Raw genomic sequence first — 25,166 nt, forward strand, 5'->3', positions numbered from 1 at the left:
ACAAAAAACCATAGGCATGCAGAAGAAGGAATATGGAGTCGTTACGCCGGATAGCTAACGACTATACGGGAGTGAATTCATCGCACCCAACAAGATATATTGAGCGTTCTTTGGCAGCCTATAAAACGGCGCAAGTCTACAGTATTTGCCCAATCTGCGCTACGCAGCTTGGGCAAATGTGATGATTCATTACTTTTCAAGCATGATCGTTCTGAATGTAGGACGCCCTTCCCGGAAGAAACGGATAGGAATCAAAGTATCTGTCGGTAAATCTTTGACAATTGACTCGTACTGAGACACATCAGCAATGTCCTCATACCCAATCTGAACAATCACATCACCAGGAACCACACCGGCTTTAGCAGCAGGTCCGTCAGTAGAAACGTCGCGAACAACAACACCACCATCAATCTTCCATGACGATTTCATTCTGTCGTCAACATTCTCCACAACCACACCGAGACGCCCGCCCAATGAAGATGATCCAGAAGAAGCAATCCGCCCCTGATCTCCGGCTAAAGTGCCAACTTCAACCTTGAGCGTCTTTTCCTTCCCCTTGCGTACAATCAGCATTGAGACTTTGTCTCCTGGCGCGGTAGAACCGACCGCATGAGGAAGATCCCCTGATGCCATAATCGCTGTACCGTTAAACTTGAGAATAATGTCACCTACCTGAAGACCAGCGTTGTCAGCAGGACCACCTGGCTCAAGCTGAGCCACCAGAGCTCCACCGGGTTTATCCAGACCAAAAGACTGAGCAAGATCCCGGTCTACTTCCTGAATGACCACACCTAACCAGCCTCTATCCACGCGCCCCTTATCTTTAAGTTGCGCAATAACATTTTTGGCTGTGTTGGAAGGAATAGCGAACGAAAGACCGATAGAACCACCTGATTTGGTGTATATCTGTGAGTTAACACCAACCACTTCGCCATCAAGATTAAACAGCGGACCACCCGAGTTTCCTGGATTAATCGCTACATCCGTCTGGATAAAAGGCACATAATTTTCATTCTGCTCGGTTGGGATACTGCGTCCCATCGCACTGACAATACCTGCACTGGCCGAGAACTCAAGACCAAATGGAGAACCAATGGCAACCACCCATTCACCAATTTTCAACTTATCAGAATCTGCAAGCGTCAAGAACGGCAGACCTTCTTCGTCAACCTTCAATAAGGCCAAGTCAGACCGAGGATCGACCCCAACAACAACCGCATCAAATTCTCGACGGTCAACCAAGCGCACAGAGATCTGATCTGCACCATCAACAACGTGATTATTTGTCAGTAGATAACCATCCTCAGAAATAAAAAAACCAGATCCCATTGAGTGCATATCTTTCCTCGGCATTTGTCGAGGCTCTAGGAGGTGGCGAAATATTTCAGGAATTTGCTGCCCGTATGGCATCACTTGTGGGTTTCTACTCACCCGCGTAACCGTACTTATCTTTACAACAGCCGGTGATGTCTGGTCGATTAATTGAGTAAAGTCAGGCAAGCCCGAAACCGGTTTAGCCGAAACTTGAGCGGCAGGTACTGACAGAATAATGACAAGACTTAAATAAAGTATATTACGCAAAATCATTCATAACTCTCCAACTTTGCTCAGAAAGGATCTGATCAAATACATATGAATTTTTTATCTATATTCAAGGTTAGGACACAACGATAACTCGTGCATCTGCGGATTTAGCAACTTGTCGGGAAAATCTCGACACTAACCAACCTCCAAGTAGCAAACCAGAAAAAGAAAAGGCAGCCACATACACGTCAGACAACGCCAACCTCGATGAAATTCCCCCAAAAAACAACATCAACAACAAAGGAATTAAATAGGTAATCATCGCGCCTTTTACAACGGCACCCTCTTGAATACCAATCGTCACTTCGGCACCCACAGTCCAGATTCGACTTTGTTGCGATAGGTTATTTTCGTCAAATTCGGCTTTTATATGCGCCATGTTTTGAGCAACTGAGGCAAGTAGTTTTTGACCACAACCTTTACTTGCATTGCATTGCGCGCAAGCAGACTGCTTGGTTGTTTCAACCCACAAGCCGTCACTCTCAACAGCAACAATTCGCCCTATTTCAGTTAACATCAGCTTTCAGAAGGGATTAAAGGATTACCGGAGACGGACTGGATAACTTTTTTTGCTGTTACCGGAGGTACTTCACCAACAACAGTCAGGTGAACTCTATCCTGACCAATTGACTGAACACTCATAAATGCCAGTGACGCGCCCAATTGCGCAGCACCTTCGCCGATGTGCGTATTACCAGTAACATCCTGTATTCCAGGAGGGGATTTTAAAAACAGAGAAAACGAAGCCAAACCATCTGTATAGGTTTGCATGAAACCATCATTTTCCGAATAGCTTTCACTGGCCAGGACAAAACCATTTGGTAACCATGTAGGACGCCAAGGGGCGTGCTTATTGTCCTCTGCCTGCAGCTCGCCATCGAGGGTCTTACACAATGGCTTGTTGGCATTATGCTCAGGTTGAGTATCAGCAAAATCAATGGTGACAAACTGAAAACGCTCAAGCACTTTATTACCAGCTTCAGATACCAGTGATTTCAACAATACCCCTGTATCCTCATCAATAACCATTGTCAGAGCAAAACGAAAATCATCTTTGGGAAGAAACTGAATCACTGTCGCTATTCTGCCGGCAACACGATCTCGTCCACGAACCACAAGCTCATAGTTTTTACTTAAATGGTACTGATCACCGGCGCGATTTTTAAACACGCCACCTCGAATCAAAAAGTTTCCTGGAGACATACAGTCAAGGAACTCGCCTGCAAACAGGTGGTGCCGTTGCGGGCCGTCAAGCCTCTCGACATTTTCGTAAATACGACCGTCTTTTTGAACACGACTGACATTAACACTGCTAATGGCACCCTGACTTTCGTAAGTCAAAGTACCCTGATAGATAGCTTCAGATGACTGAGCCAGTTTTGACAACAGATGCGGAATGCTAGGAAGCTCTTGAGCTCCTCCCTGCGCCAATGCCTCAAACGAAATGAAACTGAGAAAAACGAATATACTCTGCTTTATATGTTTTGACACAACTCGACCTAAGCGCCTATTCCTCGATTTCAGTTAAACGCGATGAACGCCCCAGAGGCATCACCGTAATTCCATTAACCTTAGAAGATTGTTCTGAGTGCTTGAGAAACAGTCGATTCAAATACTCTCGTAACGCAGGGTCCGTAGTCATATTCACAGGCCGGGATTCGGCACCATGAACATCGAAAGCGGAAAGATTTTGCGTATGAATATCACCGCCACCGACAACACTGCTGACAGTTCGAGCATTCAGCGCAGGCATTTCATAACCTGCTGGTGGAATGTACTGGTTTGACGCTTGCAGGTCAGTACCGCTATTGGTTCCGCCATTATTAAACTGCTGAACACCAAGAATAAAACCGAAAGCAACCGTCGCGGCAACAGCAACCTTACCAAGACTATTAACATATCGCTTATAAAAACCGGGTTTAGCAACCAGGGGAACAGATTCATTCTCAATCGCTTCACGTACACTTTCAGAAATATCAATCAGATGAACGTCTTCAACAGCCCCCAAACGAGCTGCCTCCTGCAAATGATAGCGACGAAAAGCTTGGCGAACAGCTTCGTTTGAAGCCTGTTTCAATACACGCTGAAGATCAAGCTCACTGGCTTCTCCATCGACCATTGCTGAGATGGATTCTTTCAACGCTGTATCTACTGAATCTGTCATATATAAACCTACTTCTTAGCCGTACCGATAATAAAGTTATTATTGTTGCTGCCAGGCAGTTGCGCCATTTTTTCGTCAGAGCTGCTGGACTTCGATAGTTCTGACAGGTGTTTTTTCAATTTGTTTCACAGTTTTTAAAAAAAATAGCCAAATACTGGCTACCCGTTTATAAGTGGCGATAAATGCTTATCAATTGCCTCTCTAGCCCGAAAAATCCGTGAGCGCACAGTACCCACCGGGCAAGACATTACCTCGGCAATCTCTTCATAACTTAAGCCTTCCATTTCTCGCAAAGTCACAGCTGTTCTGAGATCTTCTGGTAGCTCCCTGATCGCTTTATGCACAACCTCTTCCATCTGATCACGCATCATTTGGTTTTCAGGAGAAGACACATCTTTAAGTTGATCGCCGCCAGAATAGTATTCAGCATCCTCAATTTCTACATCACTTGACGGTGGACGACGCCCACGAGAAACCAGATAGTTTTTTGCTGTATTAATGGCGATACGATAAATCCAAGTGTAAAACGCGGACTCGCCCCGGAAACTACCGATTGCGCGGTACGCTTTGACAAATGCCTCCTGCGCTACGTCGTGAATCTCTCCAGAATCTTTCACATACCGGCTAATAATAGATAAAATTTTGTGCTGATATTTGAGAACCAACAAGTCAAACGCCCGCTTATCACCTTTTTGCACTCGTTCAACAAGCTGCTTATCTGTTACCTGCGCAGACTGCGCTGTCATTCATTACTCCCCAACTGCATACCTCAAAAGGATGCGGTGACAAAATAGTCAAACGTTATCAATATAGGTTGAGCCATTGATGGCTTCAATATTTTATAGGCTTAAAAGACTAATGCCGTAACCAAAAGTTCCCAACCGCCCTACTTTTAAACACAGACAGCCTGCAAGGAGATATGATCAATTTCGACAAATACTTGTATACTAGCACCTCTTAAATAGAGGCAAATCCGTCAATCTCAATGGCTTGCCCGGTAAAAGATAACTCTTGGTATCAAACAACCTATGTCGACCCCCCGTACTACTAGTAAAGAATTTGACGTCCTGATTATTGGCAGCGGTGCCGCTGGACTCACCCTTGCACTCAATTTGTCAAAAACCAGCAAAGTAGCAGTCCTCAGTAAAAGCGAGTTGAAAGAAGGCTCAACCTGGTATGCCCAAGGAGGGATAGCCGCGGTACTCGACGATAAAGACAGTATTGAATCCCACGTATCGGACACTCTCAAGGCCGGGGCAGGATTATGCGTGAAAGAAACTGTGGAATACACAGTACGTAATAGTAAAGCAGCAATTGAATGGTTACTTAACCTCGGCGTGGATTTCACCCGAACAGCAGAATCAGGCGATTTACACCTGACCCGCGAGGGGGGACACAGCCATCGACGGGTTATTCACAGCGCTGACGCAACCGGCAAAGCAATTCAGACAACGCTCTCGGCACAAGCACGAGCCGCCAAGGGTGTTACCATTTTTGAGCACCACATTGCCGTTGACCTGATAAAACAACCTGAGCCCGGCAATTCAAAGTACCGCTGTGTTGGTGCATATGTATACAACCGCATCACAGATACAGTTGAAGCCTTTGCAGCCAAAACAGTAGTGTTGGCCACGGGCGGAGCCAGTAAAGTTTACCTTTATACCAGCAACCCGGACGGCGCATCCGGTGATGGTATCGCAATGGCATGGCGGGCAGGCTGCCGGGTCGGCAATATGGAATTTAACCAATTCCACCCAACCTGCTTATACCACCCAAAAGCAAAAACATTTCTAATTACTGAAGCACTGCGTGGCGAAGGCGCCATTCTCAGGTTGCCGGACGGCACACCCTTTATGGAGCGCTTCCATCCATTAAAAGAATTAGCCCCCAGAGACATTGTTGCCCGAGCAATCGACCACGAAATGAAACGATTGGGAAGCGACTGCGTGTATTTGGATATTAGCCATAAACCCGAAGACTTTATTCGTTCTCACTTCCCCACGGTCTACAACACCTGTCTCGACTTTGGAATTGATATCACCAAAGAAGCCATTCCAGTTGTGCCAGCAGCCCATTACACCTGCGGCGGTGTTGTGGTAAACCACAATGGCGAAACAGATCTAAGAAACCTTTATGCTGTTGGCGAAACAACCTTTACCGGGCTACACGGTGCTAACCGAATGGCCAGCAATTCACTGCTGGAATGCATTGTCTATGCGAAATCAGCCGCACAAAATATCGAAAAAAGACTGGATAGCATATCCATGCCGGTCCTCCAACCCTGGGATGAATCCCGCGTAACAGATTCTGACGAAGACGTAGTCATTTCCCATAACTGGGATGAATTACGCCGCTTTATGTGGGACTACGTGGGTATCGTTCGAACCCAAAAACGCCTGGAACGGGCAACGCACCGAATCAAGCTATTGCAACGGGAGATAAACGATTATTACTCACACCATATCGTCGGCAACGACCTAATTGAGCTACGAAACCTGGCGATGGTAGCAGAACTGATTATTCGTTCAGCTACGCAACGTAAAGAGAGCCGCGGATTGCATTACTCTCTGGATTACCCCGAAACCTCTGACGTTGCGCAAAATACCATCCTGGTGCCGATGAATTACGCTGCTCAGGATATCGTGGTACACATAGCCAATGATTAACCTCCAGTGGAACTAATCTATTTCGAGGTCACCACATTGAATTCGGGCACGTAGCTGACGATGCAAATCGTGCCCAATACACTCTGGAAATACAATTAACGACAGGCGTCGTTGTTTATCTCCGAGAATCTTCACTGGTATGACGATCAGATAGCGCGAATTCAATATATCACCAACTATCTGGGCGTCATGCTTATGTCCATTTAACTCAAGCGCCAACTTTCCCTCTTTTAACCAAATGGTATGAATTGAACTCAGCATGCGAAGCTGCCTAACAACCCATATACCACTCAACACAAAGAGCAAAGCTGCAATCAGCTTGGCCACCCATACTGCAGGCACAGCAGCGATCAAGCTGGCGGCGACAATAAAAACGCCGATATAAATATAAAAAAGCTTTTCAGAGGTACGTAGATGAATCTCAAGAGGAGGAAAATGACTCAAACCCACTACTCAACTTTAAGCCCGGTTTTACTGTTAACTATGGCAACAATCTCTTTAATTTCTGGATCCTCAGGATCAGACTTCTTCAAAAACCAGGAAAATAGATCTTGGTCTTCACATTCAAGCAGGCGTTCAAACAATACTTTCTGAGCATCAGGCAATGAAGCATATTCGTTCTCAAGAAAAGGGAGCAGAACCAAATCCACTTCCAGCATTCCACGACGACACGCCCACCGTAATCGATTAATATCCACAGTAACCTCTAAACATATTTTTCAGGCATTATACAGGATGGCCGACCACCCTGAAGCAACATACTCACGAATGAACAAACAAATTCAAACGCTCAAACACAATCTAAGTAAAATTGTTCAATTTAGCGACCAAGCATGGCTTGCCGCGGCACAAGAATTCCAGCTAATAAACTACACGGCAAACGAGCACATTTTTAAGGCTGGCGAAACCGTTGATCACGTATATTTCATTCTTAAGGGATTGGCCAGATATTACTACCTGACCCAAGAAGGTAAAGAATTTAATAAGTCATTCTCAACAACAGGTCAAATACTGGGCAGCATTTCCTCATCAGCCAATAGCATCCCCTGCACCTATAGCACCCAATGTCTTCAAGATATGGAGTGTCTCTCCCTGACATACAAAACGCTCAAAATCTTATCGAACCGCTTTCCAGAGTGGAATCAGTTTCATCTTTACTCTCTTGAACAACTTGCCATAAAAAAAGAAATACGCGAGGCCGATTTTCTCCTGCTGACTGCCGAAGAACGCTATACAAAATTCCTAGAAGACTTCGCCCACATTGAGAATATTATCCCGAACTATCATATTGCATCATATATTGGCATTACTGAAGTAGCCCTCTCTCGCATACGAAAATCAATGGGACTAATTAACCCAGGTTAATGCCACTCCCAAAGCTATTTGAGGACAATCTCTCTCGTCATTTACAGGCTGTATTCACGGGAGATAACAATGAAACTCAGCGGTAACACCATTCTCATCACTGGAGGAAGCGAAGGCATTGGACTTGAATTAGCCAAGCAGTTGCATCCCAACAACCAGATAATTATCTGTGGCAGAACAGAAGAAAAACTCAACCAGGCAAAGTCTCACACCCCCTCACTTCACACAATCCAATGCGATATCACCGATAAAAATCAAGTAAAATCAATGCTTGAACAAATCCAGAAAGAGCACAAGAAGATTGATGTTTTAATAAATAATGCTGGAAGTAAAACAGAAACAAATTTAAGAACGGATAATGAAGATACAACCCTTAAAAAGCTGGAGCAGGATTTCGCAATAAACTATTACGCACCGATAAACTTAATTCATCAATACCTGCCGCTTCTAAAACGAACGGAACAAGCTGCAATTATAAATATCACCACCGGCTTAATTTATTTACCGAAAGCACAACAAGCATTCTATTGTGCAGCTAAATCTGCGCTCCATTCTTACACTCAAAGCCTGCGCTGGTCTCTACAGGATACGGGCATACAAATCATTGAAGTTATTATGCCACTGGTAAATACCAATTTTCACAAAGGAACACTGCCCTCATCCATCGAGGCTATGCCGGCAAATATCGCAGCCCAAAAAACAATACGCGCAATAAGGCAAGATAAACATGAGATACGATTGGGGAAATCCAATCTGGCCAGATATCTCGCATATTTTCTCAAGAAAACAGGAATGAGACTAATCAATCAAAATTAGGAGAAATTAACAGCAGAGATGTTAGTTTTGGCATAAACATAGACCATAAACAAAATCATCAGACAAAAAAAAGATTAATACTTACTAAAGTATTAATCTTTTAAGCAAAAAACATAACTAATAACAATAAACACACACCACCTGGCTCCAGACTTTCTCTCTATCCCTGTCAAACCAGCCGGTATGGGCAAATAATAATCCAGCAACAGAGCTAGCGACCAGACACGATAGTATGACTATCGACATCAATAAATCATACTATTGTGGGTAAATACGAAAAATGTATTTCACTAACGTCTTATATAAATAAAGAAAAGTGCATAACTAAAGTTGAATGGTCGGTCAAAAATGAGAAAAAGTAGACATTTAAATCGAAACACTTTAGCCGGAAGTTTATGCAGGCCAGCTAACTACGTGATGAAATTCACATAATTAACTTAAGACTTGAGAATGACCTGATTATGCACAATTCAGTGCTTCAACCAGATCGAATTTGTGGTTGAATAGTATCCAAATAACTAAATGCATTATGCGCCAAGGTTCATTAAGGAAAATTAAGGTCGAGTGTGAACACTTTCATTAAAAATAATAATACCCAGACCTACAACAACATGCGGTTTGACGACGCAGAGGATGGGATAGCAGCAAGAATAGGCGAAAACCTAAGAGGTTTGCGTAAACAAGCAGGAGTTACCCAATCCCAGTTTGCTGCATTTATGAACATTTCCGTACCCCAATACCGGAAGTACGAAACAGGCCAGGATATCCCCCGCTATCACTCTGTTTGCCGATGGTCGTTAATCACCGGTATTCCCGCCTACCTGCTTGTCGCCAACACCCCATACGTGGATATGCTTCCAGAAAAACTGGTGAGCTGGAAGTTACTTCCCTTTTATGGGCCCATAGCCCAACAAACCGACACCTCGTTTTTTGCCCTCCTTGAGCTGATTAGGTCAGTCTGCCATAAAAGTACGCTGCTTATTCAGCCCAAGACGGATATTTGCATGGATAAGTATTCAATGGATGAAGCTACAACAGAGCTGGAAAATCAACTCTATACCAGTATTGCCCAAGCTTTACGAGAGTTTCGCCGTATCCACGGCTATAGCCAGGAAGTCATGGCTGAAAAGCTTGGCCTGAGTATTAATACCTATAGAAACTACGAAAACATCGAACAGGATAAACGCTTTTCCTTTTTGCTCGAGATCCGTTTTTTTGCCTGCTTTAGCAAACACCTGACAGCTCTGGCACCTCATTTGATATTCAGCCAAATTCGAAAAAGACAAATAAACAGACTGGTTATGCTTGCGGAAACATTTATCACCGCACCTCTCGATGAGTATCAAGCCTACTGCCGATTGTTTAAAAGTGTTTCTCATATAGCAGGAAAAAATGACGCGTATATTTTCTAGCAGCCTCCTCAATCAATATACCCATTATTCTCGACTTGCTTAATGACGAGCATTTGCTACAAGTAAGTTGAGACTGCATATTGTATTTGTGTCAAACTGTCCCCACACATGCTATTTCCTTTTCTGCTTACTACGGAATAACATTTACCTATGTTCGACTGGTCATCTATTGATATTCATTTTACCGAGGCTTCGGAAAATCAACTGAGATTTGCCCCACTCATAGATTATTCTCTGATAACGGTAAAAGGCCCAGATGCTGAAAAATTTTTGCAAGGCCAGTGTACCTGCGACTTCACCCTGCTCCATTCTTTTTCCGCAATCCTCGGTGCACACTGCACAGCCAAAGGAAGAATGATCGCCAGCTTTGTGGCAGCACAGATGGGAGAAAATGCAATCGGCTTGAGAGTCCACAACAGTGTTTGCCCGCAACTACTGGCTTCGCTAAAAAAATACGCCGTATTTTCCAAAGTAGAAATTTTGCAATCGGACCAGTTTGCATTGCTGGGTATTATCCAAGCAGAATCCGCCAAAGATACCATTCTGAATATTAACCTGAAGCATTCTGTGCATTTAAACGAAAACAATATTCAAGAAATGTGGGTTGCAAAAGACACGCTCAAAGAGCACTGGAAAGATCTACAAAACACCTTTTCTGTGGTGGAGCAAAGCCGCTGGCAACTGGAAAACATTCGTCGAGGGCTAGGAGAAGTACGAATCGAAACTCTTGAATTCCTATTACCCCAGGAAATTAATTTTCAACTCGTGCATGGTGTTTCATTTAAAAAAGGCTGTTATACAGGGCAGGAAATTGTTGCCCGAATGCATTACAAAGGGCAGCTCAAAAAGCACATGTACAGAGCGGAATGTGAAACGGATTCCCCCCCCGCTTCCGGCAACCCGATTTACGTAGACGATCAAGAAACAAAGTGCGGAACGGTTATATTTTCATCAAAAGTAAATGACAAAAAATGTGAGCTCTTAGTGTTAGCCAGCGACACCTGTCGAGAAAATGACTCTGTGACTTTAGGTGATGAATCTCGTTCAATTATTCAATGGTTACCCCTCCCCTATGCTATAAGTTAAAGGTACGCATTTAATCTCTCGCCTGAGTGCAGGTGACCGGGGTTAGACCGAGAACAATAGCAAAAGAGAGGCCTACCTATGAGTGCTCTTGCCGAAAAAGTTGCGCAAGAAATCAACAAAGCCATCGAAACAGACCGGCTGGTACTTCCCACCCTCCCCGAAATGGCGTTGAGAGTGAGGGAAGTTGCAGAAGACGAAAATGCAAGCATCCCAAAGCTAGCCGCCGTCATAAGTACCGATGCCTCTTTGACTGCAAGAATTATCAAGGTTGCCAATAGTCCGCTGTTTCGGGCCGCGCGAGAAATTGAAGACTTGAACATGGCGCTTTCCCGGCTGGGCATGCAATACACCTGTAATTTGGCAACAGGCCTGGCAATGGAGCAAATGTTCCAGGCCACTACCGATTTTGTCGATAAAAAACTTCGCGAAACCTGGACCAGATCCAGTGAGATCGCAGGTATTTGCCACGTTTTCTGTAAACATAAGACCAAGTTAAGACCCGATCAGGCAACACTGGCCGGCCTCACCCATCAGATAGGTGTGCTACCGATCCTGTCATTCGCCGAAGATCACCCCAGCTTACTCAGAGACAGTTTCACCCTGGATAAAATCATCAACGAAATCCATCCTCAACTCGGGGTCAAGATCCTGACCACCTGGGAGTTTCCCTCAGAGATTCGCAACGTTCCAGTTGACCACCTCAATTTTACTCGCCAGATAGCCGCTCCAGACTACGCGGACTTGGTGACCGTGGCCATGCTTGAAGATTATGCGGGGGACAAAGGAGGGATCTATGCCAACCTGGATTTCAGTACCGTCACAGCATTTGACCGCCTGGGACTGGATCCAAATATTGAATCCGCCGAAGCCGAAGACCTCAGCGAAGACATGGAAGCGGCAATGAAAATGTTGTCAGGCTGATAAGCTCAACGCTTAAACATTCGGCAGAGACCAGTTAATCGGGCTCTGCCCGTTTTGCACAAGATATTGATTCGTCTGCGAGAAGTGTTTACAACCGAAAAAACCCCGATACGCCGATAAGGGTGAGGGGTGAGCAGATCGCAACACAAAATGCTTATTTTGATCGATCATTGCACCTTTCTTCTGCGCGTAACTACCCCAAAGCAAGAATACAACTCCCTGACGATGGGCGTTCAACGCGTTGACAATAGAATCGGTAAAAACCTCCCACCCTTTCCCCTGATGAGAACCGGCCTTCGCCTGCTCCACCGTTAATGTGGCGTTGAGTAGCAACACCCCCTGTTCTGCCCAAGCTTGCAAACAGCCGTGATTAGGCATGGGCAAGCCAAGGTCCGCCTGAATTTCTTTGAAGATATTTTGTAACGAGGGAGGATAAGGCACACCGGGCAATACGGAAAAACACAAACCATGCGCCTGACCAGGGCCGTGATACGGGTCTTGGCCGAGAATCACCACTTTCACCTGGTCGAACGGAGTAGTGTTTAACGCATTAAAAATCTGTTTTCCCGGCGGGTAAATGACTTTTCCCGCCTGCTTTTCTGCCAATAGAAATTGCTTAAGCTGCGTCATATACGGAGCATCAAACTCGTCACCGATCACACGCATCCAGCTTTCATTCAGATCAACCTTTTTATCCATACTTACCGTTGAGTCGGCCAGGGTGTCGTTCATATTGATGCTCCAGTTAACGGATTATTCAGGGCGCATGTGTGGAAACAGCAAGACATCACGAATAGATGGAGAATCGGTCAACATCATCACCAAACGATCAATCCCAATTCCCTCACCGGCAGTCGGTGGTAAACCATATTCCAAAGCGCGAATGTAATCTGCATCGTAGTGCATGGCCTCGTCGTCGCCGGCATCTTTTTCCGCCACCTGGGCCTGGAACCGTTCGGCCTGATCTTCCGCGTCATTCAACTCGGAAAAGCCATTGGCAATTTCCCGTCCACCAACGAAAAATTCAAAACGATCGGTGACAAACGGATTCTTGTCGTTACGTCTGGCCAGAGGCGACACTTCGGTCGGGTACTCGGTAATAAACGTTGGCTGCTCCAAACGGTGCTCAACAGTTTTTTCAAAGATCTCGATTTGAACCTTGCCCAGCCCCCACGAGTTTTTCAGTGGAATACCCAGCTTTTCAGCCAAAGCTTTTGCCGAATCCATGTTGTCGATATCACCAGCAGACAGTTCCGGGTTGAAATGCAAAATGGAATCGAACACGCTCAAACGCGTAAATGGTTTGGAGAAATCGTATGTAACCGTATCCGCCTCTTCCTCACCCTTGGCAGGTTTGGTATTAACAATGGTATTGGTGCCCAATACTTCTAATGTCAACTTGCGCAGTAAGTCTTCAGTGAGGTCCATTAATGCATTGTAATCCGCGTAGGCCTGGTAAAACTCCAGCATGGTGAACTCAGGGTTATGCCGTGTGGATAAACCTTCATTACGGAAGTTTCGGTTAATTTCATACACACGCTCAAACCCACCCACAACCAAACGCTTGAGATACAGTTCTGGAGCAATACGCAAATACATGTCCATATCCAACGCATTGTGGTGCGTAATAAATGGACGGGCCGTTGCGCCACCGGGAATGGTTTGCAACATCGGCGTTTCCACTTCTAAAAAGTTATTGCCGTTCAGGTAGTTGCGAATAAATTGAATCACTTTGGAGCGAATAACAAAGGTGTCGCGAACTTCAGGGTTAGCAATTAAATCCACATAGCGTTGTCGATAACGCAGTTCCTGGTCAGCCAAGCCGTGATATTTATCCGGCAGCGGGCGCAGAGCTTTGGTTAACAGTACATACTCATCCAGTTGCACATACAGGTCGCCTTTACCTGACTTATGCAACTCACCTTTAACGCCAACAATATCACCCAAATCCAGTTTCTTTGCGAAAGGACGGGCCTCTTTCGTGACATAAAGCTGAATTTGACCAGAGACATCCTGGATCGCCAAAAACGCACCGCGATTGCGAATAACCCGTCCGGCAACACTCACAACATTACCAAGGGATTCCAGCTCTTCTTTGGATTTCTCCCCGAAAACGTCCTGCAATTCCCTGGCTTTATTCTCAGGGATAAAATCATTTGGAAACGCCGTTACCCCTTGCTCTTTCGCTTCTTCACGCAATTGGGACAATTTAACTCGACGCTCTGCAATCAATTTATTTTCATCTTGCGCTGCGTTTTTCTGTTGGTCGCTCATTCTAAGTGGCACCTTAAATTAAACTAAAAAATGTTCGGTTATGTTGGCCTAAGCAATAATGCTAAAGCCGGTTTTGGTCATCGTCATGTCACCCTGCGGATGAAACGCCGGGTATTTAGAGACCAGCCTTTAAGCTTGCCTCGATAAACTGATCCAGATCTCCATCCAATACATTCTGGCAGTTACTGGTTTGAACCGATGTGCGTAAATCCTTGATTCGCTGATCATCCAACACATAGGAACGAATCTGGCTTCCCCAACCAATATCGGCCTTACTGTCTTCCATCGCCTGCTTTTCAGCATTGCGCTTCAGCAATTCCTGCTCGTACATTCTTGCACGCAGCATCTTCATCGCCTTGTCACGGTTGGCATGCTGTGAGCGCTCACTTTGGCACTGCACCACAACCCCCGTAGGCTCATGGGTAATACGCACTGCAGAATCCGTTTTGTTTACGTGCTGCCCACCCGCACCACTGGCACGGTAGGTATCTACCCGCAAGTCCGCCGGGTTAATATCAATTTCGATATCGTCAGAAATCTCAGGGGACACAAACACCGAAGCAAAGGATGTATGACGACGGTTACCGGAATCGAAGGGTGACTTACGAACCAGACGATGAACACCGGTCTCGGTACGTAACCAACCAAAGGCATATTCACCTTCAAAACGGATAGTTGCACTTTTGATTCCGGCGACATCACCAGGAGAGGCTTCTTCCAGTGTGGTCTTAAACCCTTTTGCTTCTCCCCAACGCAGGTACATACGCAAGATCATTTCAGCCCAGTCTTGTGCTTCGGTACCACCAGAGCCCGACTGAATATCCAAATACGCATTATTCGGGTCCATTTCGCCAGAGAACATTCGACGAAATTCAAGAATTGCTAACTGTTTTTCGAGGCCATCAACTTCGGCTTCAACATCCTGAATGCCTTCCTCGTCGTCTTCCTCAACGGACATTTCAACCAGATCGCGACAATCGGCAACCCCCTGCTCCAGCGATTCGATGGTTTCAACCACCAACTCTAATGAAGCTCGCTCTTTTCCAAGAGCCTGGGCGCGCTCAGGATCATTCCAAACATCCGGTTCGCCAAGTAGAAGCTCTACTTCCGCCAAACGTTCTTTCTTTTCGACATAGTCAAAGATACCCCCTAAGCACATTAGTGCGTTCTTCCAGGTCGGCAAGGGTATTCATTAGTGGGGCGATTTCCATAATTTCTCTCGTAGATTCAACCGCTAGCAAAAAAGCGGCAATTTTACATGACCCGGTACGACTTCTCCATGTGTTTACCCCCGAAAAAGTGGCTAATTTAAGGGGACAACTGTCGGTATCCACTATCAAAACCAACAGACAAAGTGAGAAGTTTTTCCAATAAAAACAAAAAGTTAAAGTATTTTATTGACAAACAACTTTACAATTCTACAATAAAGTATTGAAAATATAGATTACTGGCATCACTCCTTTTCCAATAGATACGTAGAGCCCTATGGACTTCTTAGAAGCAAAAGACCCTGAATGGTTAGAAATGTGGGAAATGCTCGCCTTGGAACCGATTAACGAAGGCGATCCAATTTGCCTGTTTGTCGGACACTGCTGGGAGTACATGGGCTCCACCGATGACCACCACCATTTTTGCCACCCCAAACACCCCCGCACAGGTGAAAAACAGTTCGCCTATATAGAAAGACGCCGGGCAGCCATCTCCTGGGCCTGCGCCTAGCTTTTCTTCGTTTACTCACACCTCTGTTATTTTTCTTTGAGGTTTTTTTTAGCCGACTCGTCTCAGTAACGATATATGGGAAAGTTATATGGCTGTAATGACTTTCCCCTATAACCTTTGAAACACGTAGTACATAGCTGTAGCACTTCTACAATCTATTTCCTTGTAGTCATCACTACCGTTCGCCCACCTTTTTGGTGGGCTTTTTTTGTCTACAACACCCACCAGATTATGCATGCATCGTCGGCACACACACTTTAAAGAAGCTTGAGGAAAAACACGAAAAGAGAAAACTTCGCTTCCTTAATAAAACTTGACGCGTAAATATCAGACTGTTAGTTTTGTCGACGACTTTTCAGACAGCCGGGCTCCACCGGTAACTATGTGACAAACCACCCCACGGCATTTCCAAAACACAACTCACATTCTTTTTGCCAGACGTTAGAAACCATTTACGCTTACCTATATGAATTACTGAGTAATTTAAACGGCGTTATTCAATCCCCAAAATACCACCCAGAACGCGATACTCTTTACCATTCACTACAGGTGTTTGGCTACGCGATGCGCGAAACCCAGGACCCAACATTGCTGGCAGCAGCGTTATTTCATGATGTAGGTAAAGGAATCGATTACCCGAACCATGACAAAGCTGGTGCCCAAGCATTTTATGGAGTACTGAATAACGATATTTGTTGGTTAATCGAACATCATTTGGATTTACTTAATAATCCAACGAAAACCAGAAGACAGCTTAAAGGAACATCCCAGCTGGCCAACTTAGAGAAATTAAGACGCTGGGACCTTGCCGGCAGAAAAGTCGGCGTCGAAGTAATGAGTGTGCAAACCGCCTTAAATATTCTGCATCCACACTCGCATAAAATACTAGACCATTCTCTCTGTAACTAATCTCAACCACCCGGGGCACAAAGCCCTCATCAAAATGAAAACCAACAAAAAAAGTATTTCAGGCAAACATTTCAGACAATTACTAACCAACGAAGCCGCCAGGCTTATGTATGAAGAAAACGTTAAGCAATATCACACAGCTAAATGGCGTGCAGCGAAAAATATTCTGAGTCAGGGCGGAGGAAAAGCCGCAACGGTGCGTACCCGTGACTTACCATCCAATGGCGAAATATCGGAGCGGGCATATCAATTAGCATCCATGTATGAAGGCAGAACATTAACAGATAGACTATTTGAAATGCGTCTCTTAGCACTCGAAGTAATGGCAACGCTGGCGGAATATTCTCCTCGATTAATTGGCTCAGTCAGTACAGGCAGAATTAAAAAAGGAAGTGATATCGATTTACATGTCTTTACCGATACCGTGGAAAAACTTGAATCCAAGCTAAACCAAATAGATTGGCAATATGAAAAGGAAACTGTTGATATACGTTATAAAAATGGTTTTCGCCAGTTCACCCATATTTATTTAAATACGGAATACCCCGTCGAGCTATCGGTATATCCGGAAAATGACATTCGAGTTCAGGGACGGAGTAGCACCGATGGCAAATCGATTATCCGCATGTCTTACAATCGATTACTGGATTTAATTCAAACTGAGCATGCAGAAGAATGGGAGAGTTTTATCTCGACCAGTGAAGGAAATAAACCATAGTCGTATTATCAAATATTTCATTTGATGACACTGACGAAAAACCGTCCCAATTTAGTTTAAACAAATAAACTGGCGTTGGTATTTTTTTCTATCGATCACCACCTCCAACAAATAGGAGGTGGCGATTTTTCCGAGTTAAAAGCGTGACATAAGTCAGCGCTAAATCTTACTGACAGCTTTGCTTAAGCGTCCATGCATATTGCCATGCCCAACCGGTGCCCGGAGCGTATGGTCCACCAAGAGTACACCAACCACCAACTGTACACCGGTACTCACTGCCGGCATTTTGCACTAAGTCGCCCGCATTATAATGTGCTCCCTCAACAAACACCGGTGAAGTACACGTTGATCCACCGGACGAACTGCTTGACGACGAAGATGAAGACGACGAACTACTGCTTGAACTCGAGCTGGAGGACGAACTTGAGCTGGAGGACGAAGTGGAAGAGCTACTGGAAGAAGAACTGCCTCCACAGGCTCCCGCATCGCTCCAAGTCGTAGTCCAGTACAAACCAACACCTGGTTCATAAGCCCACGCAGCATCTGATGAACACCAGCCAGGAACATCACACACATATTCTCGGCCATTATTTTGCACACGTTGCCCCGCGGAATAGTTGGTGCCAGGAACATACTGCGTACCATTACAACTACCACCCGAAGAAGACGAACTTGATGATGATGAACTACTCGAACTACTGGAAGAAGAGGACGATGAACCCGAACCGATTCCCGTATTTTGCTTAATCCAATCCAGGTAACTGCTGGTTCGAGTAAACACCGAAGCAGAAGCACAATTCTGCCCCCAACTCACCGTACCAATGCTATAAAAGTCATTGCCAACCTGAGTCGCGAACGGGCCACCAGAATCGCCATTACACGCAGACTTACCACTTTCCCATCCACCGCAAATAACAGAACCGGGCAGACTGGTACTCAACTCACTACCACACTGTGAATTAGAAATTATCGGTAAATCCACTTCCATCAAGACATCACTACCACTGCCTTGAAAACGAGTTGCCCCCCAACCAGACACGGTTACATAACTTCCAACACCCGCATACTGGGCTTCGATTTCAGGTGTGGGTAATTTTGCCGGCGTGTACTGCGTGCTGGCAGGAGTTTGTAAACGCAACAACCCCAAATCCCATCCACTGGTCACATTTCGAGTCCAGTTTGGGTGCTGTATTTTTTGCGCAACGCGATAGTCCGTACCATCACCACTACTTAGCCTATGCGCACCGACTCGCACACTCAAAGAGGAAGTGCTCACATTATCCAGGCAGTGTGCCGCAGTAAGTACCCAGTCTTGACTAATTAAGGTTCCGGCGCATCCCTGGCGACCATTAAACATTAACGCAACCTGGTATGGACGAGAATAAGGAACAGCTTCAGTTCCATTCACGACTCTCGGCGTTATGTCCTCGGCGTTAACTGAAAAAACAGAATAACTTGCGATACCAATGGACAACAATGCAGTCCAGCGCAGCCATTTTTTCTTGGTAATTACATCAATCATAGAACATACCTTCTTATAGATAGGTGTGCATGAGAATGCCATTTTTCTCAAGACACTCTTATACGTTATTGTCAACTACAACGAATTGGAATGAAGTAATAAAGCAGTCACTTCAAATTAATAGACGCATAGTTTTGCGTTCACCTCAGACATATAAAAAACATATTTTTTACTTGAGGGAGAACCCAACAAAAACGTTTATCCAAATAGAAAGCGAACATTTTCTATTGCAGAGAATCTTTAATACTGCGTTTATTCTTTTGTCTCGCAAACGTTGGCTTTTAGAAAAAAAATCGTCAAAATCATTTTTTAGGAAATAAAGGATGCTCAAATTACTCTATCAGCCTGAGGAGAAACCATTTGGCAAAGATAAACATGCCATGACCACGAAGAACAAAACCAGCTTAGAGAAATATAAAAAACACAAACGCCATAATCACTAACACATTCAACTCCGGTTATTAATGAAATGACCAACTTACCCAAGCACGGCAACAAGAGTCTCCCCACGAACAACGTGGAGAAATAAAGTGACCAAAAGCCCTATGTAACTGCAGACATTCCGATGAGAATAAGAATCAGGTCAAATATACAGAGGAAAGCTTTTTCCCGTTCAACGGCAAAAAAGTAAGCAGGAAACACCGAAATCTCGGATTTATTCCATAACCTTCGTAAAATTTTGGCTAAAAATGCGAAAAAGCACACATAAATATAGATTTATTTTTGGACGATCAAAAACTTAAATACCTCATGTAAAATCTGTTTTTTTTGCCTTTTTTTCACACCCATTCACGATGCAAACATATACATATAAAAATCTCGCTTATTGATCTCAACCACATATAACATTAGCTAATATAGACGGGCGTTTATTACTAACTAACAACAACTATTCGAATAACGCCGGAAGTTCAGCCAAACCTCGCCTGTTTCTATTTGGCAAAAACTAGTTTAAGATTTTTCAACGACCGCAGCCGATAAAGGCATTCGCGGTCGCAATAAAGACAACTCTTGTAAATTGAACCTACAATTCAGAAAAATAATATGAGTTCAGAATCAGGCAAGATTAATCTCAAGCAGCTCTATCAAGAGCATTCGGATGGATTAACCAGCTTCTTAACACGTAAATACGACAACCAGGAGCTTGCGGAAGATGCCATGCAAACGACTTTCACTCGGCTCTCATCCAACCAAAGCCGCCTAAAAAACGTGCAAAACATTCCCGGTTACCTATACCGTATGGCTGAGAACCTGGTAGTAGATCACTTCCGACATAAATCTGTAGAAGACAAATACTACGAACTCAAAACAGATATTTATAAGAATGAACTGGAATTCGGATCACCCGAGATTACTGTGGAAGCTCAAAGACAGTTGATAAAAGTACAAACAGCGATAGAATCCATGCCAAAGAAAGTGCGCAAGGCATTCCTGCTCCACCGGATGCATGGACTGTCCTACAGCCAGATCGCTGAAAAAATGCAGGTGTCTGTTTCTTCCGTGGAGAAATATATGCTTCAAGCACTGAGAACATGTCGATCGACTATTAACGAATAATATGCCAAAACTATGAGTATCATTTCGGATAAACATATTACAGCGCAAGCAGAACAGTGGTTTATAAAACTGCAATCCGACAAGTTAACAGAAGCACAGTTTTCCGAGTTCAAAAACTGGTACAACTCAGACCAAACCCATCAATTAGAATTTAACCGAATCGAAAAAGATTGGAGTACGATATCCAGGTATACCAATCAACAGAGCTATCAAACCTATAAAAACCAACATAGAAACTCACAGAAAAGGCAGTACTACTATAAAGCTGCGGCTGGTTTGTGTGTATTACTCATCGGTCTGAGTGTATTTTTTCATTTTTCTTTTGAGCAAACGCAATCCAAGCTATACCAAACCCATGTTGGGGAGCAGGCGTCTTATACATTAACAGATGGTAGTCGGGTCACACTCAACACCAACTCACAACTGGAAGTCAGCTTTGAGCAAAGCTTGCGCAAGCTGAGTTTGATTTCCGGTGAAGCCTATTTCCGCGTAGCTAAAGATAAAAGCCGGCCATTTCAGGTTTCACTCTCGTCTGGCCTCGTCACCGCCCTGGGAACAGAGTTCAGTATTAAAGTAGACAAACATAACGCCAGTGTCGTGGTAACAGAAGGCACCGTAAAAGTTGAAGAACGAAAAACCCCCTCTAACCATCAACCGGAAAGCAAACAACTCACAGTAAACGATTCAGTGAGCTTCACCTCCCGCGGTCTCGGTAAAGTTACCAAGAACATTAACGACAACCTCGTATCGTGGAAAGAGAAGTTTTTGGTTTTCGACTCTCGTCCTTTGGAAGAAGTCATTTCGGAACTGAATCGCTACCTTCCCTACTCAATCAGCATCACCGACAAGCTTCAACGAACAATACTCATATCCGGCACAGTAAATCTCGATAACCCCGAAACCGCATTACGAACACTTCTTAAAAATAACGATTTGGAGTTTGACGATCAGGAATTGATCGTCCATGAATCCTGATCCAGCCGTAAAGGTTCTCAACCCTAAAAATGAAACCTTTTCATACCAGAAGCGTCGATTTTAAATGCATCTTCAGTGTTCTCTGGGGAATACTCATAGCATTCTCAGCAGTGACTACTGGTGCAAAACCAACAGCCACACCCGACACTTCTTTTACCTTCAACATTCCCGCTGGCATGCTTTCCCGAACATTGATCAAACTTGGGAAAGACACGCATTCAACCATCGTATTCAAGACCAACGATATTGGTGATACCCCAGCCCCCGAGATCAAAGGCAAGCTCACGCTAATGGAAGCCATAAAACTGGCCACCCAGAACTGTTCATGCCAAATCCTTAACACGGGCCCGGACTCATACATTATTCAAATTGTTTCAAAACCGGGAAGTAAAGAAATGGTCACTGAAATTGAGGAAGTCCGAGTACAAGGACAAGCCGTAACCGGTTCACACTTGATAAGAAAAAGCACCTATAACAACAGCGCACTAGTCACAATAAACAGCGATACAATAAGCCTTACCAGTGCCACCTCGCTGCACGATGTATTAAAAAACAATCCCCTTGTGACAGGGGAAAGCTCCAGCACAGCAATCAGCTTAGGCAGTGATGGCTCGTCAACCGTTTCCCTTAGAGGCCTTCCATCAGATGCCACACTGGTGTTGGTAAATGGGTTACGGGTCGCACCGAAAAGCGCTAATTTCCAGTCAGTAGATCTCTACACCATTCCCAGTTTTGCGGCGGATAATATTGAAATATTTAAGGACGGCACATCCGCCATTTATGGCTCAGATGCAATAGCAGGAACGGTCAATATTAACCTGGAAAAATATTACGATGGTATAGAGACTCGATACGTTTATGGTTTAACGGACAAAAACGATTTAGAAACTCAGGTATCGCAGATAAAAGCCGGAAAAGAGTTCAACCGTTACCATGCATATGTATCCGCATATTATTTTGATCAGTCTGCCATTTACAGTCGAGATAGGCAGATTTCAAATGATGCAAACACTCTCGATAACGGTGGCTTCGATAAACGCTCATGGGCAACACCCGATAGCATTATTAGCTTTGCAGATGGCTCCAGCATAATCGCAACAAACAATCCAGAAGCCCCCTACAGAGCATTGGCAAGTGATGATGCATATAATATCCAACAAAACACAACATCCTACGCCCCTGCAACACGGTACGGAGCCTACACATATCATCAACTGGATTTTTCGTCTTCTCTACAGGGCAATCTCTCCTACTACTATACCTACTCAGAAAGCGAGGTGGAATCCGCCCCAACACCGGTGATAACAGGCTACAGTGTGCTACCCGCCTACGTATCAATGTCCAACATTTATAATCCATTCGGGATGGATCTACCATTTGTCACTCGCAGGCTTGTGGAACTTGGAAATCAAAAAAATATTCATCAAAAAGATAACCATTTTTTTGCAACCAACATCGATTACATAACGCCAGGTGCAGTCGTATCTGCGTCCTACCACTACAGCGAATCCAAGGAACGGCAGCAGTATTTAAATATTGTTGATGGTTATCGACTGATAAGAGGAATTGGCCCATCAGCATCTTGCCAGGGGAACCAATTCGACGGCTGTACCCCAATTAATTTGTTAGGGCCAAGGGGAAGTATTACAGAAGAGCAAATTGATTATATATCCACACAAACGCAATCTATCTCCACCAGTCGCTTATCTTCCTGGAATATTCAAACCGCTTTCGACCTGAATGAAATCGGCGATCAACCTTTACTGATTGCAACAGGATTGGAGTACCGCCAGGAAAAAGCACGTACGCGACCAGAATACGACTGGAAAAATTCTTATTTTTTTGGTGCGGTAAATACACCGCCATTAGAAGGAGAGAGAAATATCCAGGAATGGTATAACGAATTAGAGTACAGCCCAAAGCTACTTGGCGAAAACACCGCTACAGCATTTGAACTGGCATTTCGTTATTCCAACTACAGCGATTTTGGAGAAAATTTTTCCCCCAGAACTGGAATCAGAATTCAACCGTTCCAACAACTCACAGTCAAATCCAGTTATTCAGAAAGCTTCCAGGCTCCCTCATTTTATGAATTAAGCGATCAAAAATTTATATATTATTCGAACGTATTAGATCCATGTTCATACGAAGACAGTGTGACAAACTATCCCGGCTGCACACAGCAGATCTCCGACTACGCACAATCTGTTTTGATTTCACAGCAGGGAAATATGAATCTGGAACCGGAGCTGGCTCGCAGCAAGACCGTTGGTTTTTTATGGCAGAGCTCACCCAACAACACCTACACAATCGGTGTTGATTACTTTCGCATTAACCAAACAAATGTTATTCATCTACTTAACCCAATATACCTTGTTTTTGAACAGGCAATGGAAGGTGAATCGGATAGGGTAACGCGCAACGCAGAAGGATATCTGGAAAAGGTTGACACCACACTCGTGAATGCAGGAAAACGTGAATTGTCAGGCTATGATTTACAACTCGGCCTGAATTTCACACGCCCGAAGTTCAACACATACATTAATTTTTTTGCGACTTATATTGAACAATACGAGATGGGGTCCACGATCGATCAAAGCCGTGGTGATCTCTCCGGTAGTTTCGTCGATGTTACTCTTGGGGGACACGGTGCATTGCCCAAATGGAAAACCAACACCTCGATAACCGCAGAATTTAATGATAATCGAATTACTTACTCACACCTCTATGTCGATAAGATGAAAGAGGCATCGATAGAGAAAGGTGTTAGGGGAATTGACTCATGGTCGATTCATAATATTCAGTTTCAACACACATTCACTCACCCTCAAGTAACCTTTTCGCTTGGTATCGACAACCTACTCGATACTCCCCCTCCCTATTCAGCAACAGCGTTTACTGACAACTACGATGCTAGAACACACGACTTAAGAGGCCGTTATTTTTATACCCAGTTATCCTGGCAAGTAAACTAAACCACCCATAATTATTGACGATGTTTATTTGCATGTGTAACCCAACGGATTAATGTATGTATTAAAAAAAAGGGAAAGATAAATAATAAAACCACAATCAACACCAACAGAACCAAACTTTAGCATTAACACATTATTAGATATCCATATAAAGTTATTAGCGAGCAACTAAAACTCCCCCATAAAATGGTATTTAAATTCAAAATTGCTATATCCAGGACATAACGAAATACCCAATTTCTCTTACCCGATGAACTTAATTCGTTCTAAAATTACTACGGCTCAAATTTTCTTTTAACTCAATAAATTAGAAAATATTGAGCAATGGATTGGCTCATAATTTGACTTGGGCCAACTGTTTTTATTCGTTTATGTAGATCAAGTCACCGTGTCATATTGTAGTTTGATGTAACGTGTGTTTGTTCTTCAAAATGCATAGAAACGCGCTATTGGAGGGCAAACAATAATAATGAACGTTGCTACGAAGCGATGACCAATTATCA

Annotated in this window: 23 protein-coding genes; 12 read left to right on the plus strand and 11 right to left on the minus strand. The window is 44.2% G+C overall.

All coding sequences use genetic code 11. From position 1 onward, the window contains the following. Window positions 1–189: 189 nt before the first annotated feature. The 5 genes from P5V12_RS13625 to rpoE form a co-directional block, all read right to left on the minus strand. Window positions 190–1,581 carry a Do family serine endopeptidase gene (locus P5V12_RS13625; RefSeq protein ID WP_410483341.1) on the minus strand — a complete coding sequence of 464 codons (1,392 nt, stop codon included), beginning with the start codon at window positions 1,579–1,581 and terminating at the stop codon, window positions 190–192. Between the two features lie 76 nt (window positions 1,582–1,657). Beyond that, window positions 1,658–2,101 (minus strand): SoxR reducing system RseC family protein, encoded by a 444-nt coding sequence (locus P5V12_RS13630; protein WP_316953636.1) that lies wholly within the window; start codon window positions 2,099–2,101, stop codon window positions 1,658–1,660. Beyond that, window positions 2,101–3,075 carry a MucB/RseB C-terminal domain-containing protein gene (locus P5V12_RS13635; protein WP_316953637.1) on the minus strand — a complete coding sequence of 325 codons (975 nt, stop codon included), beginning with the start codon at window positions 3,073–3,075 and terminating at the stop codon, window positions 2,101–2,103. Before P5V12_RS13635 ends, P5V12_RS13630 begins: the two co-directional genes overlap by 1 nt. Before the next feature lie 16 nt (window positions 3,076–3,091). Then, on the minus strand, window positions 3,092–3,748 hold the full coding sequence (locus P5V12_RS13640) for a sigma-E factor negative regulatory protein (RefSeq protein WP_316953638.1): 657 nt from the start codon (window positions 3,746–3,748) through the stop codon (window positions 3,092–3,094). A gap of 158 nt (window positions 3,749–3,906) precedes the next feature. Next, a complete protein-coding gene (rpoE, locus tag P5V12_RS13645) occupies window positions 3,907–4,494 on the minus strand; it encodes an RNA polymerase sigma factor RpoE (RefSeq protein WP_316953639.1) in 588 nt (195 codons plus the stop codon). Between the two features lie 282 nt (window positions 4,495–4,776). Between rpoE and nadB the strand changes: the two genes are divergently transcribed. Then, on the plus strand, window positions 4,777–6,414 hold the full coding sequence (nadB, locus tag P5V12_RS13650; RefSeq protein ID WP_316953640.1) for an L-aspartate oxidase: 1,638 nt from the start codon (window positions 4,777–4,779) through the stop codon (window positions 6,412–6,414). Between the two features lie 12 nt (window positions 6,415–6,426). Here the strand turns inward: nadB and P5V12_RS13655 are convergent, their stop codons facing one another. After that, window positions 6,427–6,858 (minus strand): protein YgfX, encoded by a 432-nt coding sequence (locus P5V12_RS13655; RefSeq protein WP_316953641.1) that lies wholly within the window; start codon window positions 6,856–6,858, stop codon window positions 6,427–6,429. Window positions 6,859–6,863: 5 nt separating this feature from the next. Further along, window positions 6,864–7,112, minus strand: coding sequence for a succinate dehydrogenase assembly factor 2 (locus P5V12_RS13660; RefSeq protein ID WP_316953642.1), 249 nt, complete (start codon window positions 7,110–7,112; stop codon window positions 6,864–6,866). A gap of 70 nt (window positions 7,113–7,182) precedes the next feature. Here P5V12_RS13660 and P5V12_RS13665 point away from each other — a divergent pair, with 70 nt between their 5' ends. The 5 genes from P5V12_RS13665 to P5V12_RS13685 all read left to right on the plus strand — a co-directional run bounded on the left by P5V12_RS13665 (window position 7,183) and on the right by P5V12_RS13685 (window position 12,014). Then, window positions 7,183–7,779 (plus strand): Crp/Fnr family transcriptional regulator, encoded by a 597-nt coding sequence (locus tag P5V12_RS13665; RefSeq protein WP_316953643.1) that lies wholly within the window; start codon window positions 7,183–7,185, stop codon window positions 7,777–7,779. 69 nt (window positions 7,780–7,848) lie between these two features. Beyond that, the gene (locus P5V12_RS13670) at window positions 7,849–8,595 is read left to right on the plus strand and encodes an SDR family oxidoreductase (RefSeq protein ID WP_316953644.1); all 747 of its coding nucleotides are present in this window, start codon (window positions 7,849–7,851) and stop codon (window positions 8,593–8,595) included. 566 nt (window positions 8,596–9,161) lie between these two features. After that, on the plus strand, window positions 9,162–10,007 hold the full coding sequence (locus tag P5V12_RS13675) for a helix-turn-helix transcriptional regulator (protein WP_316953645.1): 846 nt from the start codon (window positions 9,162–9,164) through the stop codon (window positions 10,005–10,007). 150 nt (window positions 10,008–10,157) lie between these two features. Beyond that, the gene (locus P5V12_RS13680; protein WP_316953646.1) at window positions 10,158–11,093 is read left to right on the plus strand and encodes a folate-binding protein; all 936 of its coding nucleotides are present in this window, start codon (window positions 10,158–10,160) and stop codon (window positions 11,091–11,093) included. A gap of 78 nt (window positions 11,094–11,171) precedes the next feature. Next, the gene (locus P5V12_RS13685; RefSeq protein WP_316953647.1) at window positions 11,172–12,014 is read left to right on the plus strand and encodes an HDOD domain-containing protein; all 843 of its coding nucleotides are present in this window, start codon (window positions 11,172–11,174) and stop codon (window positions 12,012–12,014) included. Window positions 12,015–12,026: 12 nt separating this feature from the next. Here the strand turns inward: P5V12_RS13685 and ung are convergent, their stop codons facing one another. The 3 genes from ung to prfB form a co-directional block, all read right to left on the minus strand. Next, complete coding sequence (ung, locus tag P5V12_RS13690; RefSeq protein WP_316957433.1) at window positions 12,027–12,713, minus strand: uracil-DNA glycosylase; 687 nt, start codon at window positions 12,711–12,713, stop codon at window positions 12,027–12,029. A gap of 54 nt (window positions 12,714–12,767) precedes the next feature. Then, window positions 12,768–14,288, minus strand: a complete 1,521-nt coding sequence (gene lysS / locus P5V12_RS13695) for a lysine--tRNA ligase (RefSeq protein WP_316953648.1) — start codon at window positions 14,286–14,288, stop codon at window positions 12,768–12,770. 115 nt (window positions 14,289–14,403) lie between these two features. After that, a protein-coding gene (gene prfB, locus P5V12_RS13700; protein ID WP_316953649.1) for a peptide chain release factor 2 occupies window positions 14,404–15,499 on the minus strand; the annotation gives its coding sequence in 2 pieces (ribosomal slippage) (window positions 14,404–15,426 and window positions 15,428–15,499; 1,095 coding nt in all). A 274-nt stretch (window positions 15,500–15,773) separates the two neighbouring features. On the opposite strand from prfB, the gene P5V12_RS13705 reads away from it, so the two are divergent. The 3 genes from P5V12_RS13705 (at window position 15,774) to P5V12_RS13715 (ending at window position 17,634) form a co-directional block, all read left to right on the plus strand. Continuing rightward, window positions 15,774–16,007 carry a 4-diphosphocytidyl-2C-methyl-D-erythritol kinase gene (locus tag P5V12_RS13705; protein ID WP_316953650.1) on the plus strand — a complete coding sequence of 78 codons (234 nt, stop codon included), beginning with the start codon at window positions 15,774–15,776 and terminating at the stop codon, window positions 16,005–16,007. A gap of 384 nt (window positions 16,008–16,391) precedes the next feature. After that, the gene (locus P5V12_RS13710) at window positions 16,392–16,916 is read left to right on the plus strand and encodes an HD domain-containing protein (RefSeq protein WP_316953651.1); all 525 of its coding nucleotides are present in this window, start codon (window positions 16,392–16,394) and stop codon (window positions 16,914–16,916) included. Window positions 16,917–16,950: 34 nt separating this feature from the next. Further along, window positions 16,951–17,634, plus strand: a complete 684-nt coding sequence (locus P5V12_RS13715; RefSeq protein ID WP_316953652.1) for a nucleotidyltransferase domain-containing protein — start codon at window positions 16,951–16,953, stop codon at window positions 17,632–17,634. Between the two features lie 166 nt (window positions 17,635–17,800). On the opposite strand, the gene P5V12_RS13720 is transcribed toward P5V12_RS13715, so the two are convergent. Continuing rightward, entirely contained in the window at window positions 17,801–19,156 is a 1,356-nt protein-coding gene (locus tag P5V12_RS13720) for a trypsin-like serine protease (protein WP_316953653.1), read from the minus strand. A 1,044-nt stretch (window positions 19,157–20,200) separates the two neighbouring features. On the opposite strand from P5V12_RS13720, the gene P5V12_RS13725 reads away from it, so the two are divergent. The 3 genes from P5V12_RS13725 (at window position 20,201) to P5V12_RS13735 (ending at window position 24,663) form a co-directional block, all read left to right on the plus strand. Continuing rightward, window positions 20,201–20,713 carry an RNA polymerase sigma factor gene (locus P5V12_RS13725; protein ID WP_316953654.1) on the plus strand — a complete coding sequence of 171 codons (513 nt, stop codon included), beginning with the start codon at window positions 20,201–20,203 and terminating at the stop codon, window positions 20,711–20,713. A gap of 12 nt (window positions 20,714–20,725) precedes the next feature. Beyond that, a complete protein-coding gene (locus P5V12_RS13730; protein WP_316953655.1) occupies window positions 20,726–21,688 on the plus strand; it encodes a FecR family protein in 963 nt (320 codons plus the stop codon). A 110-nt stretch (window positions 21,689–21,798) separates the two neighbouring features. Beyond that, window positions 21,799–24,663, plus strand: a complete 2,865-nt coding sequence (locus P5V12_RS13735; RefSeq protein ID WP_316953656.1) for a TonB-dependent receptor domain-containing protein — start codon at window positions 21,799–21,801, stop codon at window positions 24,661–24,663. The last annotated feature ends 503 nt before the right edge of the window (window positions 24,664–25,166 follow it).

It is taken from the genome of Teredinibacter sp. KSP-S5-2, assembly GCF_032773895.1.
GTDB lineage: Bacteria > Pseudomonadota > Gammaproteobacteria > Pseudomonadales > Cellvibrionaceae.